Origin of the sequence: Rossellomorea sp. LJF3 (genome assembly GCF_037046045.1) — a bacterium.
Taxonomy (GTDB): Bacteria; Bacillota; Bacilli; order Bacillales; family Bacillaceae_B; genus Rossellomorea.
The window spans coordinates 1-19,177 of record NZ_JBANLY010000011.1; the positions used below are offsets into that span (position 1 = coordinate 1).

Here is a 19,177-nt window from a genome sequence, read left to right on the forward strand (position 1 = left end):
AACAAATAAGAAAAAAAGGGAATGCATTTGGCTAATATGATACTTAAAAAATTTTTAAAAGAGAATAAACCGGTTGTAAGCCCTGATATAATAACCTTTCCCGAGGGAGTCTACGCCGTTCCCCTCCCCATCTAAATGAGATAGTCTGACAGAGCTTGGAGGGGGCGATTTCAGCTTGAATAGTAAAATACTTAGAAAATGATGTTTTCTAGAGGTGTACAGAAATAGATTAATCCTCCTTACCAATAAAGGTGATTGTAGCGGAAGGTGCTCGACTCCTGCGGGAAACGCTGGACAGGTGAGACCCCACAGGCGCAGCCGAGGAGGCTCACCGCCAGCCCCGCGGAAAGCGAGCACCTGAAGCGGAAATCAACCACTACTCGCTACCTTACATAGCAACAACGTTTACGAAAAGAGATTTTTAATAGAATCCAAATTCCCTCCTTTACCCCGAAAAATAATCTCTAAACCTAAGCCTTGCCCTCATCACATCTGCAAACCCTTCCAATTTTCACAATTATTAAACCTTATTTTTTTGACCGGATTCCCTTTACAAAGGGTCTTGATGGGCTTTATAATCCCGTTGTTCAACTATTTACGGAAAACCAAAATAAATTTTAAAGAAAAAGGAGGTTGCGGTGATGCGACAAAGAATATTTTCCTTCCTAATGATGAATCTCGGGGCATTTCTTGTTTCGGTGAATGTCCATTTTTTCTTATCGCCTAATAATTTAGCGACAGGGGGAGTCAGTGGATTGTCGATCATCATGAACGATCTGTTTCCGGGAATGTCCCTTGGACTGTTCATGATTATCATCAATGTGATTCTGTTTATCGTCGGTGTGATATTTCTTGGTTTTAATTTCGGAGCGAAAACGATTTACGCGAGTTTCGCCCTTTCGTTCTATGTCTGGTTACTCGAGACAATTGCACCGATGAGCGCGCCGCTCAGTGATGATATCTTGATTCAATTGATCATCGGTCAATGCATTGCCGCAACCGGTATGGCGATTGTGTTCAACCAGCAGGCATCAACAGGTGGAACGGATATCGTGGCCCTGATCTTTAATAAATATTTCAATATAGATGTAGGCAGAGGCGTATTATTGGCGGATTTATCCATCGCCCTGTCCTCAGCCGTCCTATTCGGACCTCAAGTCGGAATGTATGCATTCTTCGGGGTCATCTTGAACGGATTGGTCATCGATTATGCACTGCAGCAGTTCAATTCAAATAAAGAAATTGTGATCATCAGCCGTTACAGTGATGAAATCAAGTCGTACATCGTCCACGAGCTTGGAAAAGGGGCGACGATCCATACGGCAACGGGAGCGTTCACGTCCGATGAAAAGGAAGTCATCACGACCATCCTTGGACGCAAGGACTTCTCCAGGCTGAAAGGCTTCATCACCCAAATCGATAACCGTGCATTTATCACGGTTCACACGATGAACGAAATCCTTGGTCAAAACTTTAAACGATTAGCATAGAAGTGAAACTCCACCTGGTCAGAGGGTGGAGTTTTTTTATTGTGACTTCAAAAAATATAGGGAAATATTCCATTAATCATGTATAAATAGAAGTAGGGGGGTGGAAATATGGAAAAGGAAGAACTGAAGAGGTTGGAGCAAAAAATCAATTTTCTGGAAAAAGAGCTTTATCTCGTGAAGCGGCAGCTGATTCAGGCAAAGAATGAAAACGAATCACCCGTTATCCAAAAAGCAGAGGTTTACACAGAACCTGAAAAACCAATTCCTGCTGAATCATCAGCACAGCCCATCATGGAAAAAGAACCCTTTGATTTCTCAGTCGAACGCTGGCTCCCGAAAGTATTCTTGTTCGTTCTATTAATAGGAAGCATTTGGGGATTCATGGCGGCTTCCCAAAACGGCTGGGTCTCACCGGGGCTCCGGGTGTTGACGGGTGGCGTCATCAGTATCGTGATGTACACACTTGGTGAAAGGTTCAGCCGGGATCAGCGTAAATTGTCCATCACGCTTCTTTCTGGAAGCATCGTCCTCGCCATCATTACGTTATTTTCAGCTAATATCCTATACGGGTATATCGGAGGACTCATCACGAATCTCTTATTGATCCTCATCATTTCTGTTGGGCTGTGGGCATCCCATAAGCACGGTTCCCAACTGATTCTTTGTTTGATAGGCGCAGGGGCATACCTGTTTCCATTCATTTTCGCAGGGGATGAGCGGAATGAATGGCTGTTTTACGGCTATGAGCTTGTGCTGTTCTTTGTATTGATGACGTTCAGTACGTTGAAAAGGTACCGGATAGCATGGAATATTCATTATTATCTACTGTATTTTTCACTGTTTTTCTTTGCGGCATTTGGTGTCGGGGAAATGACATTGACCGTCCTCATCCCATTTGCCATTCAGCATGCGTATATCCTGCTTCTGATCATCCTTAACCGGGATGAACGGGTGAACGCTGAGATGATACCGGCCCTCGTGACGGGCAGTTTCATCATTCTCGGGCTGCTGAATGATGTTTATTCACAGATTCCTCTTGTCTACTATGCCATCTTTGCAGCTGTTTATATCGGGGCTGCCTTTATTGAACCGAAGGAAATGAAGAGAACGAAGGATACTTTGCTCGTCCTCGGATTCCTGCATATGCTTCTTTTCCTCTTTGATCTGTTTGAATATGATTGGCGCTTCGTGCTGATTGCCATACAAGCGAATGCCCTTCTGTGGCTCGCGGGGAGAAGAGAAAGCTATGTCAGCCTTGCAGGTTCACTCTTGTTGATGCTGCTCTCATTCCTTGGAATGATGACGGGATCACAAGGCGATTTCATTGCGATTGAACTGCCGATTTTTATCCTGGCATTTGCCTATGTCTATTTGTTTGCCCATTTCAATCAGCAGGAATCCTCCTTCCTGAACGTCTCAACGACGACAATGAAAGTCGTGCTGACAGGTCTCGTGATGTTCTTCATCCTGAGGTTGACCGAGTTCATCGTGATCGGTTGGGATTACACCCCGCGGACGACTGCCTACACCGTGGCGATTGCCGCCCTGTCCATCGGGTATCTCATCTATGGGGAAAGCAGGAAGGACATGTTCTACCGGTGGGTGGGAATCATCTTCCTTGCACTGGCTCTGTTGAAGTTTTTCCTTGCCGATCTCGTGTTCCTCGATTTCACGATCCGTGCCATGATCCTGATTCCAATCGGTGTGATCGGCCTTGTGCTATCAAGGATTCTTTATAAAAAAGAATAAACACATTGCAAAAGCTTTCAGAATAATTATATAATGGTGGTATCAATATTCGTGTAATGAAAAAGGAGGTGGAATTGAGATGAATCGTTCTGTAGGATTGCGTGGGAAGTATTTAGACTATATTTACATTTGCCGTGCAATTTTTCATGCATTTGCGTTCAAGGGGACACGTATGCCCTTTTTCAGCAAGTGAATATGAATACTGAACGGTAAGAGGTCTCAATTCCAATCACTTTTTTATTAAGAATCGGAAAAAAGGGGGGCGTTTTCGCTCTCTTTTTTTGTCCCTTCTTTTTTGAAAGGGGAAGTGCGGTGCAGTAAAGTCCCGCACTTCCGTAGAGCCATGGGCGAGCCTTCTGCTCCCCCATGGCTTTTTCTATGAACCTCTTACCTCTGAATAGATACCCGAAAGGAAGAGGAAAATGATTATTTGCAGCGCACAGGAAATCAGTAAAATGTTTGGCGGTCACTTGATATTTGAGGATTTGAGCTTCGAAATACCCGAGAGGGCCCGGATTGGCCTTGTTGGGCGGAATGGGACCGGGAAGACGACCATCTTTAAATTATTGTCAGGGGTGGAAGCTCCGGATAAGGGGCTCATTCATCTGAAAAAAGGGGCAAAGGTAGGGTACCTGGCTCAGATTCCACAGTATAAGGAAGGTACGAAGGGAATCGATGTATTGCGTTCCGCGTTTTCAGAACTGATCCAGATTGGTCTCCGATTAAAAGAGCTTGAAACCAAAATGGGGAATGAACGGAACCCGGATACTCTCAACCGATTACTAGAAGAATACGGAAAGCTTCAGGATCAATTCACCCTTTCTGGAGGATATGAGATCGAGTCCGATATTGCGAAGATCGTGAACGGCCTCGCCATTGGGGAACTGGTTGAGAAGGATTTTAACGCGTGCAGCGGCGGGGAGCAGACAAAGCTTTGTCTCGGTCTGATCCTCCTCCAGAAGCCGGATCTGCTGCTTCTCGACGAACCGACGAATCATCTGGATATCGGGGCGGTGGAGTGGCTTGAGGATTTTTTGAAAGAATATGATGGAACCGTGGTTTGCATCTCCCATGACCGCTATTTCCTCGATCACGTCATTACAAAGGTATATGACCTGGAGGACGGGGAGCTGACGATTTACCATACGAACTACTCCGGATTTGTAAAGGAAAAGGAAGAGCGTCTGATGATCGAGTTCCAGGCGTATCAGGAGCAGCAGAAGAAAATCAAGAAGATGAAGGAGGCCATCAAAAGGCTGAGGGAATGGGCGAACCAGGCGAACCCTCCGAATGAAGCCCTGCATAAGCGGGCCCGGAATATGGAAAGGGCACTGGAACGGATGGAGAAGATCAAGCGGCCGATCCTGGACCGGAAGAAGATGGGGCTGGAATTCGACGAAACCGACCGGAGCGGGAAAATCGTCTTTTCCATGGAAGAAGTGACGAAAGCCTATGGGGAAAAGACCTTATTCGAAAAAGCCGGCCTCCATGTCCATTTTAAGGACCGCACAGCGATCGTCGGTCAAAATGGTACAGGGAAATCAACGATCATCAAGATGCTCCTCGGGGAGGAGTCAGCGGATCATGGCGTGGTGAAACTCGGAAGCAATGTGAAGCTCGGCTACCTGTCACAGCACTTTACTGTCGCCGATCCGTCGGTCAGGTTGATTGATGCGTTCAGGGAAGAAGTGGCGGTGACGGAAGGGGATGCCCGGCATATTCTCGCGAAGTTCCTGTTTTATGGACCGAATGTGTTCCGGAAGGTCGGTCAGCTGAGCGGCGGGGAGAAGATGAGGCTCAGACTTGCCCAGCTTATGCATCAGGACATCAACTTCCTTGTCCTCGATGAGCCGACGAATCATCTGGACATTGATTCAAGGGAAGTATTGGAGGATGCTTTGGAGGATTTCAAAGGCACGATTCTCGCCGTCTCCCATGACCGGTACTTTTTGAATAAGCTGTTTAAGAAAACCTATTGGATCCACCGGGGTGAGCTTTATTTCTTTGACGGGCCATACAGCTGGGCGAAGGAAAAGCTCCCCGAACTCGCACCGGAAGAGCCTGTGGTGAAGGTGGAGAAAGAAGCACCGCCTAAAGCAGGACGGGTAAAACCTGCCCGGACGATGGAGGAAATCGAAGCTGGACTTGAAAAGGTAGAAGAAGAGATCTTTGCCATTGAAGAAAAGCTTCTCTCACAAGAAGACCTGGATGTCGTTCAGGCGCTGTACATGGAAAAAGAGCAAAAGGAACAGGAACGGAACAAGATGTATCAGGATTTGGAAGAATTATTGGCCTAGGATAGGGGAGATGACGGATGGAGTCATCTCCCTTCCAATTTTTCAGAGTAAATCCGTATAATAAAATGAAGAGAGGATGAGAAGATATGGAGACATACGAAGTGATCATCATTGGAGGAGGACTGTCAGGGATCATGGCAACGAGGACGTTGATGAAAAAAGGGGTAGAGGATATCCTCATGGTGGAAAAGAGCAGAAGCGTCGGTGGCAGGCTTGCCACAAGGAGGATCGGGGAAGGGAAAGCAGATCACGGAGCCCAGTTCTTCACGGTCCGTTCCCCGGAGCTGCAAGAGGACGTAGAGAGGTGGCAGGAAGCGGGATGGGTGAAACGCTGGTTCGGCACACCTTATCCAAGATACACATCCGCGTCCGGCATGAATGCCCTCGCGAAACAACTGGCACAATCCATCCCAGTCAAACTGAACACCAGGGTCTCTTCCATTCGTGACGGGAGGGAAGGACCTCTGGAAGTGGAACTTGAGAATGGTGAAAGGATCACCGCAAACCATTGCATAGTGACGGCTCCCGCACCACAGGCGTTACAGCTGCTTACAGGAATCGCACCGCCGGAGGTATCCACTATTTCTTTTGCCCCATGCTTCGTAGGCATGTTTACCTTTGAAGGATCAAGCAGCATTCCGTCACCGGGTCATGTGGATGAAGGGCTTCCTGACGGCGTGGAGCGGGTGGTGGATCACGAAAAGAAAGGCATTTCCTCCTCTGTTACGGTCAGCGTGTATATGACCGGGGACTGGTCGAAAAAACATGTAGAAATGGAAGAAAACAGTATTATAGGTGCCATCCAAGAGGTGGCCGAGGGTTTTCTTGAAAAAGGCAGCAGGGTGACGGGTGCTCATTTGAAAAAGTGGAAGTATGCCGAAGCAGAAACTGTGGTACGCACCCCTTTTGTGGAAATGGGTCATAAAGGGCGGATTGTCCTATGTGGGGATGCTTTCCTCCGGGAGAATGATGAAGCCGGACGTACGCGGTTTGAGAGTGCCTATTTATCAGGGATTTCAGCAGGTAACAGGGTGGCGCAGAGAAACGGTAATGAACAGGATCAGTCCGTATAACGGCTGGATCCCTGACAAACACTACAAAGAGTTACATAAACTAAACGATAAGCAGGGGAATAGCATGAACATACAATTAAGACAGGCAACAAAAGAGCAGCTTGACACCATCATGGACGTGTATATCAGGTGTAAACATGATCTTGATGAGAAAGGATTGCTGCAGTGGAATGACCATTACCCAAGCAGAGACTATTTCGAGGAAGAAATGGATAACGGGAACCTTTATGTGTTGATGGTGGACGGTGAGGTCGCAGGGTCCGCAACTCTCAATGAGTGGCAGTCACCTGAATGGTCGGAGATTCCGTGGGAACTCGGAAATGAATGGGTGATCCACGCACTGTTTCTCGACCCCCTTCAGCAAGGAAACGGATTGGGGACAGTATTAATGAAAAAGTGTGAGGAACTTGCCGGGGAAAAAGGCTATGAAAGTATCCGGCTGGATGCCTATTCCCGAAATACAGGGGCAAATGCCCTCTATGAAAAGATCGGCTATGAGTACCGCGGCTCGGTCTATTTCACATCGAAGCCTGAGGGGCATCAGGAGTATCGGTGCTATGAAAAAGCGGTCACTCTCTAAAATTCAAGGGTTGTTCAAATGTACCCGGGAAAAAGGTAAGGGGAAAATGATATACTTCAGGGTACAGTATGCGCTGAATAAGATAGCAGGGAAGCGATTATATTGACACCGATTTTGGATGAGGCGAGGTCCTTTATAGAACAAATGTTTAAGGAACTGAATAAAAGCGAAGCGGACATGGCGATCCGACTTCAACATATAGAAAATGAAATTGCTGAAGAAGGAACGTATACTCATACTCATGAAGAACTGGTCCATGGTGCCAAGATGGCATGGAGAAACAGCAATCGCTGCATCGGCCGCTTGTTCTGGAACTCACTGAACGTGTTTGACGAACGGGAAGCGGCCACAGAGGAGGAAGTATTCCAGGCCCTCGAGCGTCATTTGGATTATGCTTCGAACGGGGGGAGGATCCGTCCGACGATTACGGTGTTCAGGCCGTCACATCCGGACAAGCCTGACATCCGATTGTGGAACCATCAGCTGATCCGATATGCGGGCTATGAGGAAGACGATCGATATACCGGAGACCCCCATTCCATCGAATTCACTCAAAAATGCAGGGAACTTGGATGGGAGGGGGAGGGGACAGACTTTGATGTCCTCCCCTTGGTCGTGCAGATCGGGGCTCAGCCTCCAGAGATGAGAGAAGTTGAGCCTCGTCTTGCCCTTCAGGTACCTCTTCGTCACCCTGAATTTGACTGGTTCGGGGACCTTGGATTGAAATGGTACGGCGTCCCGATCATCTCAGATATGGAATTGAAGATCGGTGGGATCTCATACAAGGCGGCACCTTTCAACGGCTGGTATATGGAAACGGAGATCGGTGCACGTAATCTTGCTGATGAGAACCGTTATAACCTGATTCCGAAAGTGGCAAGCTGTATGGGACTCGATACGTCGAGAGCGGCCACGTTGTGGAAGGATAAGGCACTGATCGAATTGAACATCGCTGTGCTTCATTCGTTTAAAGAAATGGGTGTAAGCATCGTGGACCATCATACGGCTGCACAGCAGTTCCGTCTTTTTGAAGAAAATGAGAAGAGTGCCGATCGTGATGTAACCGGGGACTGGACCTGGTTGATCCCGCCCGTATCTCCTGCCACGACCCACATATTCCATAAAGAGTTCGATAACACATGGCATTCGACCAATTACTATTATCAAAATAAACCATACTAAGAAAAGCTGTTTTCTGTCCTGTGCAGAAGACAGCTTTTTGTTCTGTTAAAAAGTGAACGGCGGCCGCTTGGACACTTCATAATATTGAAACCAGAATCTGAACTCGTCGAATAATACGGGACCATCGAATGTGAAGTTCTCAAAGAAATCTTCAATTAATCCGGCATCGGCATCATCCATGATCCCGGTGACATAAAGGGGAGTCTTAAATCGCTTGTACAAATCTTCATATCCATAAAAATGAAACAAATCTTCCAATTGCTCCTCATTCATGCTATCACCTTCCTTACTAGTAGGGTTTCTATTTCTTCTAAAAATATCCATGAAAAAACAGCATCGGAAGGGATTCCGTGCTGTCTCATCAGGATTTCAATTCAGTATAGACGACCAGTCGTTTGCTGTAATTTCGTGCAGAGTGGTCAAAGTCCCCGGTACAGGTGATGAGGTTAAGAGAGCTTGCAGGGGAGTAGCCAAAGATGGATTTCAAGGGGGCATCATCCCATGGGTATTCTTTCTTTTCTATGACTACAAAGGTCCTCTTTTCACCTTCTTTATTTTTGACGATGATTTCATCTCCCTTTGAAAGCTTATTCAGCTTATAAAAAACGGCAGGACCATTCCGGCTGTCCACATGACCGCCGATCACGGCATTTCCGGGTTCACCGGGCTTGTAACCACCCTCGTACCAAGCAGTCGTCTCAAAGCTTTCAGTTACGGCCATCTCACCATTTTCCTTCAACCCGACAGCTTCTATGCTTGTGGAAACATCGATGGCAGGGATTTCAAGCGCAGCCGGTACGATACCGCTTCTTTCATCCTTGATGATCGTATCTGCAAATTGAGAAGGGGTAGTGGTGGTGCTGGCCATCTGAGTTTGGGGCTCTCCCTGATCATGGGAGGTTTTCGCCTTTTCTTCTGTGGGATTTGAACTAATTCCTGCAGAACACGCAGAAATGGGCAATAGTACAAGCACAAGCAGTACAACCCTCATAGTATACATTATGTGAAGCCACTCCTTTCATCTTCACACTGGGGGACGGACCTATTATAGGTCCGTCCCTCTCATGTTTAGAAATTATTGTTTATAGGAAGCGTATTTTTTCATTCCAAGGGTTGTACCACCCGCGATGATCAATAGGGCTGCCAGAAGGTATTCGAATGGGAATTCGTTGTTGTCAGCCGTTCCCCCCATACCGGTATTAGGCATTTCAGAAGGCATGTTGGCTTTGAACTTGTCCGGGAATTGATCCGCGAAAGCTCCTGATAACCCTTTTGCGGGGTTCAGCATATGCTCATACGCCATACGGATTCCATCCCAAGCTTTTTCATAGTCGCCGGCCGCGTAGCTGTCGAAAGCCCCGATCAGTTGTTCAACGTGCATTTGAAGACCGTCTGCAAGAGCATCTGATTCTAAACGGCCGTCTGTGGCTGTTTCAATGAATTTAGAGAATTCAGCGCGGTAGCCATCGAGATTCTTGATCGCTTCTTCTTTTGCAGCTTCATCTTCAGCACCGGTCGCCTTTACATAATCCACGAAGAATCCGATATGTTTTGACCACATGTCTTTGAATTGGTTTCCGGCCTCTTCACCATATACAGAAGCAATCGCTGCAGAAAGATCTTCCGTGTTGGCATTCAAGGCATTCACGGAAGCGTCAAAATCTTTAGAACCGTCGATCCCGTTTTGCATCGCCATTGTCGCAAGGGCAGCATGCTCTGTTAAAAGATGGTTAAGCGTGGATCGTAAGTCCGTTGCCGGTGTTACCGCCATCGTATTTTCAAATTTGTCCGGGTATTGGTCCGTAATCGCACTGGATAGTCCTTTTGCTACCATTCCCATATGACCGATTGCTTCACGTTCGTATTCGTAAGCCTTTTCATAATCTCCTGCTACATAACTGTCAAAGGCACCGATGAGCTGATTGATATGCATCTGAAGTCCTTCTGCCAAACTATCGGATTTCAAACGTTCACCAGTGGCAGTCTCAAGGAAATTAGAGAACTCTTCCTTATATCCCGATAGATTCTTAAGGGCTTCATCTTTGGCAGCCTGATCATTGGCACCCGTTGCTTTGACATAATCCACGAAATATCCGATATGATTGGTCCAGATCGTGTTGAACTGATTTCCTGCTTCTTCACCATAAACGGAGGCGATCGCACCTTTTAAATCGGCTGCGTTATCATTTAAAGCACCGGCTGCTGCGTCGAAATCTTCAGCACCTTCTGCTCCGCGTCTCATCGCTTCAACAGCTAAGTATGCATGTTCTGTAAGTAAGCGGTCCAAAGAAGTTCTTAATTCCCCTGCCGGCGTATCCACTTTCGTCATGGAATGGTCTTCACCGTTGTGTGCTGATACTGCACCTGCAGTTGGAATCAGTAACGTCATACTTAAAGGGACGGCTAAATAACTTTTTTTCATTTTCATAATGTAATCTCTCCTTTTGGTTTTTTATATTTTCATAAAGCTAACGACAGAAGTTGAAACATGGATCACTTTTTTTGAAACTTTTTTCTATTCTTTTTAATTAGGTTAAAAAGTAGGGTGATAGATATAGAATGAGTCTAGCCTCTTTTACTATGTAATCCTTTTAAAAAAAGTAGAATGAAGATAAGTAAAACATTTGTTTAGTAATTGTATAACTCCTGTTACATAGGACTTAATTCCCTAGTTCGAATCTCTCAAACATTTCGATATACGAAAAAGATGAAATCATGATTGTTAAGCCATAAAAAAAAGCCCGGCAGTGAAGGGCTGCCGGACGAAATACGATTTATGAAACTTTTTTTATATTTCGGAAGCTAACACGATGTTTCCTTGAGGAAGCTGGCTATTGGCATCCGGTTCAAGGGTGATGGCGACCGTATCCCAATCCTTCTTCGTGAACTCTTCATTGAATTTGAAGACGACCGAACCTTTTCCATCCTTGCTCGTGACGAATGTGCCGGCGCGCTCAGGTTGATCATCTTTAATAAGCCATACCTGATACACCTCTTCATTTGAAAGTTCCTGCAATTCAGAAGCCTGGACGACCATGCTCGTTTGAGTACCTTGTTTAATGATACTGGCAGTTCCTTTAGCGCTTCCGTTAACAGCAGCGAGATCGACGTATTGAACAACCTGATCGATCGTTGCCTGTTCCACGACTTCATCCTGATCTTCAAGCTGTGAGAATAAGTAGGCATTCCCAATGAGGGAAAGGAATAAAGCGGCAGCGACAGAAGGGAGGAACCATGTTTTCTTTTTCTTTTTAGATGGAGGCTCGACAATTGAGGTTCGTTTCTCTTCTCCGAGAATGCCGGCCATCACACGGTCTTCCAGGTCCTTGGGAGGTTCGACAACATCAGATGCGAAAGGCATATAGTCCATTAACTGCTCCAGTTCATGAAGTTCCTCCTGACACTGCGGGCAGCTCTTCAGATGCTTCTCAAATTGAGCTTTCTCGAGTTCTGATAAATGTCCGTTGTAGTAATCCAGTAAATGATCGCATTGTGGTGTGGTCATTCGAATGTACCTCCTTTCCCTTTTAGACACGTGTGTAAATGTTTAAGAGCCAAACGGATCCTTCCTTTAACCGTCCCGAGTGGAGTGTCTGTTGATTCAGCGATGGATGCTTGAGTCAAGCCTTTATAGTAGAATAGTTGAACGATTTTTTGCTGATCCTCTTTCAGGGTTTGTATGCAGTCCCTGATCGCGGTCCCTTTTTCTTTCCACTCCAGTTGATCGGCGGGCGTTTCATAGGTGACCTGAAGGGAGTCTTTCTCTATATATTCGACAGACTCGTGTTTCTTTCGTCTGCGAATCGCATCCAGACAGGTGTTCCGCGTCATCGTCAACAACCATGATGAAAATTTCCCTTTGCTATGGTCATATGGAGAATGCTTCTTCCAGAGCTTCATGAAAACCTCCTGGATCACTTCCTCCGCGATCTCACGGTCTCCTGTCATTTTATATGAGAAGGAATAGATCAATTTTTCATATTGCTGATAAAGCTGTCGTAATGCAGTCGAATCTTTTGCCAAAACTTGTTGATATAGTTCTATATCCTGACGGTCATTGGGCATAGTACGCTCCTTATCTTTGACATATAAAATAAGGATACTAAACAACGGGGCGGAACTCAATTTTAATAAGCTAACGAGGGAAATAAGAATTTGGATCACAAATGTTTAAAAAAATGTTAGTGGGGTATATAGATGAGTTTGGTGTTTTGGGTACAAAAAAATCCCCCAATCGAATGGGGGATGTCTTCTTACTTATTTTACTTTTTGCAGTTTGTGGATCACGGATAGGGAACGTCCTGTTCCGATGGCCACTGATTCAAGCGGGTTGGGAGCTAAGTGAACCGGTACAACGATTTCCTGGCTCAACCAATCTTGAAGTCCGTTCAATAGGGCTCCGCCACCTGTCAGGATCACACCGCGGTCAACGATATCCCCACTCAGTTCAGGAGGGCAATTTTCCAATGTCGCGCGGATCGTCTCGAGGATGTGAAGGAGGGATTCCTTCAATGCATCCTGGATTTCGTTCGATGATAATTCAATCGTTTTCGGAAGACCAGTGACGAGATCACGTCCACGGATATCCATTGTTCTTTCTTCATGATCAATCAATGCCTGTCCGACTTCGATTTTCACTAATTCAGCCGTTCTTTCACCGATCAGGAGATTATAACGTTTACGAACGTATTGGACGATATCTTCATCCATTTGGTCTCCACCGATACGGATCGTGTTACAGGAAACGACACCACCGTAAGAGATGATCGCCACTTCCGTCGTTCCACCACCGATGTCCACGATGACGTTGGCAACAGGCTCTCCAACCGGTAAGTCTGCTCCGATCGCGGCAGCTACAGGTTCCTCGATAAGGGTAACGGATTTCGCACCGCTTCCTCTCACAGCATCCTGAATCGCCCTTCTTTCAACACTTGTTGCACCTGAAGGCGTACATACGACCACGGTCGGCTTACGGATAGAGAATCCAAGTTTTTTACTCGCTTTTTTCATCACTTGCTTCAGCATCTCAGTCGTCACATCAAAGTCGGCAATCACACCATCTTTAAGAGGGCGTACAGCCACGATCTTTCCCGGTGTTTTCCCAATCATGCTTTTCGCTTCTGTACCAACGGCCAATACCGTTTTGTTTTCGGTGTCAATCGCCACAACTGATGGCTCATTAAGTATAATTCCTTTATTTTTACTATAAACAAGTATATTTGCAGTTCCTAAATCGATCCCAATTTCAGAGTTTGATAACATCAGTATTCCTCCAACTATAAGAATTCTACACACACTATAACCTTCTATACAGTATAGGAGATTTTCGGGGGTTATGAAGGTGGAGATATTTACCACCGACAAATTGTTACAAAGTATGACAGATATGAAAGCGCTCCTCAAAAAATTAAACGTTTCTACAGAGCCTTTTTGAATACCCATATATGTATGCAGGGACGGACCTTCCCTTTTTGTTCGTTAAAAAAATTTAAACGTTCTGTAATAAACATAGGGGTGATTTTGACTAGTATTTTAGGATCCGGGAGGGTGGACGTAGGGGAATGGTGTGAGGTTATTGTCGGAATGTGGAAGATGGGGGATGTGTGAGAGGGATCCGGGACTCATGGAAGGGGATATCAGGGGGGATTTATCGGCGGAATTTCGGATATATCAGGGAAAATCCTATTTTATCAGCGAAACGTCCTATCGCCGTAGCTTTTCTAATCAACAAAAAGAGAATGCCCAATCTCTAGGCATCCTCTCAATCTTCTAAAGTGTAAAACGCTCCAACTCTTTCTTCATGTCTATCGTCATCTTGTTCAATTCCACAACTTGCTCATTCATGCGTTCAAAGTATCGAAGCTGTTCTTCCGTGGATGAAGAAATTTCTTCTGTACCCGCAGCGGTTTCTTCCGTAATGGCTGAAATGTTTTCAACGGCGGCAATGACCTGACTGGTTCGCTCGGAAGAAGCAATCATCCCCCTCTCGAGCTTGGAGAGATTATCGAATATAGTAGAAACATTTCCTGAAATCTCTTCAAAAGCCTGCTCCGTCACAGTCATGGAATCAACTTGCTGGGTGGAAAGGGTTTTCCCTTTATGGGAAGCATCCATGATGGACTGAATGCCCTGTTTAATGTTCCCTACCATGCTGCCGATCCGCTCTGTTGCAACGGAAGAGTCTTCCGCAAGCTTCCGCACTTCCTGGGCCACAACGGCGAAACCTTTCCCGGCGTCTCCTGCACGGGCCGCTTCGATCGCTGCATTCAATGCAAGGAGGTTCGTTTGATCGGCAATTTCCCTGACCGCCTGGGCGGCATTTTCAATTTCCCCCGTATATTGGGCGAAGGATTCAACCGAGTTCATGATCGATGACGAAGATTCGGCGATCATCCCGGCAAATTCCTGCTGCTTATTTAAGGAAGTTCGACCGTTTCCGACCGAGGTCATGGCGACTTTGCTGCTCTCGGAAGATTCTGCACTCTGTTCGACATTCCGGGCAAAGTCATCCCCCATCACAGCCATAAGGGAAGCGGTGGATTGGATATCCTCAGAAATCGATTGGCTTCCTTTTGCGAGCTCTTCTGTGGAAAGTGCCACCTGGTTGCTGCTTTCCGTCAGACTCGACATTTGCGAGCGGACATCCTGAGTGAATCTCTCTACATTGGATCCGATGTCATGCACAGATTGGACCGTACTCCGCAAATTTATGACCATATGGTGAAATACCGTTTGCAGCTTATCGACTTCGAATCTGCTGTTCTTCTCTTTAACTGCGTCGATGGTGATCGTTAAATCCCCATCGGCCAATTTTTCAGCGTTTTCTACCATCCGGTTCAATGGTTTGACAATTCTCCTGGTAAGCAGGTTCGATGCTAAAAGAGAGAGGAAGATCGTCACGATGAAACCGATGACGGAAGCCCAGACGATGAATTGGATTTCATTTTTGTTTTCTTTTAATAAACCCTTGTACCAATCATTTGTTTGTTTATTCAGTAGATGCATATCGTTTAGAACGCCGGAAATACGTATTGACTGCCGTTTGATCTCTGCTTTATTCATTTCACTGAGAGCGGAATCCGAAGCCGACTTCAGTTCAGTGAATTTGGACTCTATGGAAGACAGGGTCTCCTTTTGATCTTTAACGGAAATGAGTTTCTTCAACTCAGTGATTTGAGCCGTTGTTTCATTCAATAAACTTTCGACCATTTGCTTATTTTCTTCCGTCGAATTGACCGAGTAGTTCGATAGGGCTTGTTTCGTAACGATGAGATCCCCTCGTAATGTTTCCGTTTCGAGCAGTACCTGCACATCTTCCTTTGCAGAATTCTGGAGGGAAATCAATTGAGAAACGATGTAGCCGATAATGATGGTTGAAAGGACAAGGGGAATCAGCCCCAAGATCAATAAACGTTTTTTTAGTGGCATGACTTTTCTCCTTAGATGAATTTATGGCAATTTGACCGAGATATCTCCCGAGATGATTTTGTTTTTAGCGTCTTCCAGTTTTTTTGTTTCCTCCGGAGACAGACTGGTGACACGAATCGGGGCAAGGCCGACACCGTCTTCTTTAAGACCAAGTTCATAAGCGTGCTGAGAGATTTTTCCGTCGGTGATAAGTTCGTTTGTAATATTAAAAACAGCGTTGTCTACTTTTTTGACCATGGAAGTGACAACCGATTTTTCGGCAATGAAATATTGATCCGAGTCGACTCCTCCAGAAAGATGGCCAGCTTTTTGAGCAGCCTGGATGGCCCCGACCCCTGTAAATCCGGCAGCAGGGTAAATAAAGTCCGCGCCCTGTTTCATTTGTTTCTCTGCAATCTGCCTGCCCAGTTCTGCGTCACCGAAGTTATTGGCATTGTCCTTTAACACTTTAATAGAAGGATTGATATACTTCGCTCCTTGTATATAGCCTTGTTCAAAGCGCGCGATGACCGGTACATCGGCTCCGCTGATGAATCCGATCGTTCCTGTCTTGGTTTTCATGGCGGCAACCATACCGAGAAGGAAACTTCCTTCATGCTCCTTAAACGTAATCGACGTTATATTATCCATTTCTGAAAAACCGTCAATCAATAGGAATTGTTGATCGGGATTTTCTGCTGCAACCTTTTCAAGGGCATCCTGAATCGAAAAACCAAGACCAATCACAAGTTCATGATCCTGTTTAACCAGTTCCTGGAGGGCCCCTTCAAAATTCCCGTCCGGAGCTTCTCTATAATCGAATAAAATACCTAATTCGTCACGGGCACGTTCAAGACCCCTGAAGGCAGAATCATTAAATGATCCATCTCCAAGACCTGTGTCCGAGAGCAGGATTCCGATGCTATGCTGTTTCTCTGTGCTGGTTTCTTCCGTCATAGCCGTAGAACACCCTGCCACTATAAGCAAGACAAGAAGAAACATACTGACTATATTCTTCAAACCGTAACCTCCAAATATGGTAATAATAAGACATCCTACATGTCCGTACCTCTGTATTATCGGAGGGACGGACCTATTTTGAAGGGGAGTTGGGGAAAAAAGTAGGGGAAGGGAGCGGGAAAGGTCATTGTCTGGTTGCGGCCGGGTAAAAATAGTAGGGTTTGCAGTTGGTTTCGTACAAGAATAGGTGGGGGGGCCTGCGGGAAGGGATGACGGCGAAGATCGGATTTTATAGGAGAACGCTGCCTTTGCCAAATAAAAAAAGAGATGCTCTATAACAAGCATCTCCATCTATCTAATACGCTTTACGGAAAAATTCCGCCAGCTCTTCACTATGTTTTTTGCGTGCTTTACGGTGTTCGGCACGATTTTGGGCTGTTTCGTTCAGCCATTTCTCTTCTTCCGTTTCCGGCACGACTTCGGGGATGATCGCCGGCTTATTTCCTTCCAGGGCTACAAACGTCAAGAAGGAAATGGCAGCCACATTGGTTTCTCCTGTGAGAAGGACTTCAGAGGTCACTTTCACACAAACTTCCATGGAGCTGCGCCCGGTGTAGGTGACGATCGCTTCCAATGTAACAGCGTCGCCTACTTTTATGGGCTGAAGAAAGTCGACGGAATCCGTGGAGGCCGTTACGACGGGCTTACGGGCGTGACGGGTGGCGGCAATGGAAGCCACGTCGTCTATATAGGCCATCAGTTTTCCACCAAACAGCGTACCGTGATGGTTCGTGTCAGGTGGAAGAACATGGGTCGTTTTACTTGTTTTCGTTTCTTTCATGGTCTTTTTTTCTCTCAATGGTTTCACCTTCCGTTGTCAATGTGAAAAAAGATTACTACCTTATACTATTCACTAAATGGCTCGGGAAGAAACATAAAACACGCAAAAAATTATAGAAATATACTAATGATGATGGCAGTGATGAAGCTTGCCAGGGTCCCTGCAAGGATGGCTTTCAAGCTTAACTTGGATACCATCGGCCGTTGCGTAGGTTCCAATGAACCAAGTCCGACGATCAGCTGTCCGATGGAAGACAGGTTGGCGAAATTACATAGAGCGACTGAAAGGATCGCCACGGTCTTTGGTGAAAGCTCGCTCATCATTCCTGAAAGTTCTTTGTATGCGACAAACTCGTTCACAGAAAGCTTCGTTCCGATGATGGACGCGGCACGAAAAGCTTCATCCATCGGGATGCCTACGAGTAATGCAAGTGGATAGAATACATAACCGAATACTGTTGAAAGGCTCATATCGACAAGTCCCAATAATCCATTTACGGCGGCAAGGATCCCGATGAAAGCAATCAGTAATCCACCAATGTTAATCGCTAATTGAGTTCCGCTCAGTGCGCCTTCGGAGATTGCTTCAAATACATTCGTATGAGTGGTCTTCCCTAATGAAATGTCTCCATTTGTTTGTGATTCTTCCGTTTCCGGCTCGATGATCTTCGAGATGACAAGGGATACAATGGGAACACTGAATACAGATAAAAGGAGGAATTTCATATCGATCCCCATCAACGAGTATCCAATCAGGATGGCACCGCTGGCTGAAGCCGTTCCCCCGACCATGACGGCAAAAAGCTCGGAGCGAGTCAACTTTACTAAATAAGGCTTGATCAACAGGGGAGCTTCTGCCAATCCAAGAAACGAATTCCCGATTGCATTAAACGATTCCACCTTTGTCGTACCCAGGATTTTTCCGAGTCCAATTCCGATATATTTTACGAAAAACGGGATGATCCGTAAGTAGTAGAGAGCTGAAATCAGGGCTGAAATAAAGATGATCGCACCTAACACATTGATGGCGAAAACGAAGGAGATGTTCGTCCCTTTTTCAAAGAATCCTCCGAACACAAACATGATTCCTTCATTGCTGTAATCGATGACCTTCTGAACACCGAGGGCGGCTTTCTTCAAAACCGTTTGTCCAAATGGGACCTTTAAAACAAAAAGAACAAGCAAAAATTCAAGGCAGATGCCGATGATGATCGTCCGCCATTGGATGGCTGAGCGGTTGCTGCTCAGGAGCCACGCCAGAAATAAAACGCCAAGTAACGATAAGATGCCATATACTAAACTCACAATATCAATCCTCCAAATAGTTTCTTCATCGAATGCTGATGTCGTATGATGTCAGACTTCTTAAAAAGAACAAATAAAAAAGTGCATGAAGACTTTCTCTACTAAAATAGGGAAAGCCTCCACACACTTATAGACAGCATATAGAATAGACTTTCCTTATAGTCCGGCACTTTACGGCTGCCAGGTAGAGACTTATGGTCCATATCACCATAGATATATAAGGAATTCGTATGAAGTTATGTTTAAAATATGTTCTTTACTTTATCACAGGATGAAAGCCCTCCACAACCGTTT

The 19,177-nt window shown here is 45.8% G+C and carries 17 protein-coding genes and 1 riboswitch; of the genes, 7 read left to right on the forward strand and 10 right to left on the reverse strand.

From position 1 onward, the window contains the following. The first annotated feature begins 641 nt into the window (after window positions 1–641). The 7 genes from V8G47_RS11820 (at window position 642) to V8G47_RS11850 (ending at window position 8,371) form a co-directional block, all read left to right on the forward strand. Window positions 642–1,490 carry a YitT family protein gene (locus V8G47_RS11820; RefSeq protein ID WP_336200294.1) on the forward strand — a complete coding sequence of 283 codons (849 nt, stop codon included), beginning with the start codon at window positions 642–644 and terminating at the stop codon, window positions 1,488–1,490. Between the two features lie 108 nt (window positions 1,491–1,598). Beyond that, complete coding sequence (locus V8G47_RS11825) at window positions 1,599–3,239, forward strand: DUF2339 domain-containing protein (RefSeq protein WP_336200295.1); 1,641 nt, start codon at window positions 1,599–1,601, stop codon at window positions 3,237–3,239. A gap of 79 nt (window positions 3,240–3,318) precedes the next feature. Further along, on the forward strand, window positions 3,319–3,432 hold the full coding sequence (locus V8G47_RS11830; protein ID WP_098351140.1) for an RAxF-45 family protein: 114 nt from the start codon (window positions 3,319–3,321) through the stop codon (window positions 3,430–3,432). 229 nt (window positions 3,433–3,661) lie between these two features. Further along, complete coding sequence (gene abc-f, locus V8G47_RS11835; RefSeq protein ID WP_336200296.1) at window positions 3,662–5,536, forward strand: ribosomal protection-like ABC-F family protein; 1,875 nt, start codon at window positions 3,662–3,664, stop codon at window positions 5,534–5,536. A gap of 86 nt (window positions 5,537–5,622) precedes the next feature. Next, window positions 5,623–6,609 (forward strand): NAD(P)/FAD-dependent oxidoreductase, encoded by a 987-nt coding sequence (locus V8G47_RS11840; RefSeq protein ID WP_336200297.1) that lies wholly within the window; start codon window positions 5,623–5,625, stop codon window positions 6,607–6,609. Continuing rightward, window positions 6,587–7,189 (forward strand): GNAT family N-acetyltransferase, encoded by a 603-nt coding sequence (locus V8G47_RS11845; RefSeq protein ID WP_336200298.1) that lies wholly within the window; start codon window positions 6,587–6,589, stop codon window positions 7,187–7,189. Before V8G47_RS11840 ends, V8G47_RS11845 begins: the two co-directional genes overlap by 23 nt. A gap of 99 nt (window positions 7,190–7,288) precedes the next feature. Then, complete coding sequence (locus V8G47_RS11850) at window positions 7,289–8,371, forward strand: nitric oxide synthase oxygenase (RefSeq protein WP_336200407.1); 1,083 nt, start codon at window positions 7,289–7,291, stop codon at window positions 8,369–8,371. Window positions 8,372–8,416: 45 nt separating this feature from the next. On the opposite strand, the gene V8G47_RS11855 is transcribed toward V8G47_RS11850, so the two are convergent. The 10 genes from V8G47_RS11855 to V8G47_RS11900 form a co-directional block, all read right to left on the reverse strand. Continuing rightward, entirely contained in the window at window positions 8,417–8,644 is a 228-nt protein-coding gene (locus V8G47_RS11855) for a hypothetical protein (protein ID WP_060671434.1), read from the reverse strand. 88 nt (window positions 8,645–8,732) lie between these two features. Continuing rightward, window positions 8,733–9,362, reverse strand: a complete 630-nt coding sequence (locus tag V8G47_RS11860; protein WP_336200300.1) for a class F sortase — start codon at window positions 9,360–9,362, stop codon at window positions 8,733–8,735. A gap of 84 nt (window positions 9,363–9,446) precedes the next feature. Further along, on the reverse strand, window positions 9,447–10,799 hold the full coding sequence (locus tag V8G47_RS11865) for a copper amine oxidase (RefSeq protein ID WP_336200301.1): 1,353 nt from the start codon (window positions 10,797–10,799) through the stop codon (window positions 9,447–9,449). Between the two features lie 360 nt (window positions 10,800–11,159). Next, window positions 11,160–11,876, reverse strand: coding sequence for an anti-sigma factor (locus V8G47_RS11870; protein WP_336200302.1), 717 nt, complete (start codon window positions 11,874–11,876; stop codon window positions 11,160–11,162). Next, window positions 11,873–12,436 carry an RNA polymerase sigma factor gene (locus V8G47_RS11875; RefSeq protein ID WP_336200303.1) on the reverse strand — a complete coding sequence of 188 codons (564 nt, stop codon included), beginning with the start codon at window positions 12,434–12,436 and terminating at the stop codon, window positions 11,873–11,875. Before V8G47_RS11875 ends, V8G47_RS11870 begins: the two co-directional genes overlap by 4 nt. Window positions 12,437–12,628: 192 nt before the next feature. Next, window positions 12,629–13,633 carry a rod-share determining protein MreBH gene (gene mreBH, locus V8G47_RS11880; RefSeq protein WP_034761217.1) on the reverse strand — a complete coding sequence of 335 codons (1,005 nt, stop codon included), beginning with the start codon at window positions 13,631–13,633 and terminating at the stop codon, window positions 12,629–12,631. A 507-nt stretch (window positions 13,634–14,140) separates the two neighbouring features. Beyond that, on the reverse strand, window positions 14,141–15,799 hold the full coding sequence (locus V8G47_RS11885) for a methyl-accepting chemotaxis protein (RefSeq protein WP_336200304.1): 1,659 nt from the start codon (window positions 15,797–15,799) through the stop codon (window positions 14,141–14,143). 21 nt (window positions 15,800–15,820) lie between these two features. Then, window positions 15,821–16,798: a BMP family lipoprotein gene (locus tag V8G47_RS11890; RefSeq protein WP_336200305.1), complete on the reverse strand. Its 978-nt coding sequence runs from the start codon at window positions 16,796–16,798 to the stop codon at window positions 15,821–15,823. 295 nt (window positions 16,799–17,093) lie between these two features. Next, window positions 17,094–17,597, reverse strand: a complete 504-nt coding sequence (locus V8G47_RS11895) for an acyl-CoA thioesterase (protein ID WP_336200408.1) — start codon at window positions 17,595–17,597, stop codon at window positions 17,094–17,096. A gap of 92 nt (window positions 17,598–17,689) precedes the next feature. Beyond that, complete coding sequence (locus V8G47_RS11900; RefSeq protein ID WP_336200306.1) at window positions 17,690–18,883, reverse strand: NupC/NupG family nucleoside CNT transporter; 1,194 nt, start codon at window positions 18,881–18,883, stop codon at window positions 17,690–17,692. A 139-nt stretch (window positions 18,884–19,022) separates the two neighbouring features. Further along, window positions 19,023–19,124: riboswitch (purine riboswitch) on the reverse strand. Window positions 19,125–19,177: the final 53 nt, after the last annotated feature.

Coding starts and splice junctions, on each gene's coding strand:
- V8G47_RS11845 (WP_336200298.1), top strand. CDS start 6,587: ATGAACAGGATCAGTCCGTATAACGGCTGGATCCCTGACAAACACTAC.
- V8G47_RS11830 (WP_098351140.1), top strand. CDS start 3,319: ATGAATCGTTCTGTAGGATTGCGTGGGAAGTATTTAGACTATATTTAC.
- V8G47_RS11820 (WP_336200294.1), top strand. CDS start 642: ATGCGACAAAGAATATTTTCCTTCCTAATGATGAATCTCGGGGCATTT.
- V8G47_RS11860 (WP_336200300.1), bottom strand. CDS start 9,362: ATGAGGGTTGTACTGCTTGTGCTTGTACTATTGCCCATTTCTGCGTGT.
- V8G47_RS11825 (WP_336200295.1), top strand. CDS start 1,599: ATGGAAAAGGAAGAACTGAAGAGGTTGGAGCAAAAAATCAATTTTCTG.
- V8G47_RS11870 (WP_336200302.1), bottom strand. CDS start 11,876: ATGACCACACCACAATGCGATCATTTACTGGATTACTACAACGGACAT.
- mreBH (WP_034761217.1), bottom strand. CDS start 13,633: ATGTTATCAAACTCTGAAATTGGGATCGATTTAGGAACTGCAAATATA.
- V8G47_RS11875 (WP_336200303.1), bottom strand. CDS start 12,436: ATGCCCAATGACCGTCAGGATATAGAACTATATCAACAAGTTTTGGCA.
- abc-f (WP_336200296.1), top strand. CDS start 3,662: ATGATTATTTGCAGCGCACAGGAAATCAGTAAAATGTTTGGCGGTCAC.
- V8G47_RS11865 (WP_336200301.1), bottom strand. CDS start 10,799: ATGAAAATGAAAAAAAGTTATTTAGCCGTCCCTTTAAGTATGACGTTA.
- V8G47_RS11855 (WP_060671434.1), bottom strand. CDS start 8,644: ATGAATGAGGAGCAATTGGAAGATTTGTTTCATTTTTATGGATATGAA.
- V8G47_RS11885 (WP_336200304.1), bottom strand. CDS start 15,799: ATGCCACTAAAAAAACGTTTATTGATCTTGGGGCTGATTCCCCTTGTC.
- V8G47_RS11840 (WP_336200297.1), top strand. CDS start 5,623: ATGGAGACATACGAAGTGATCATCATTGGAGGAGGACTGTCAGGGATC.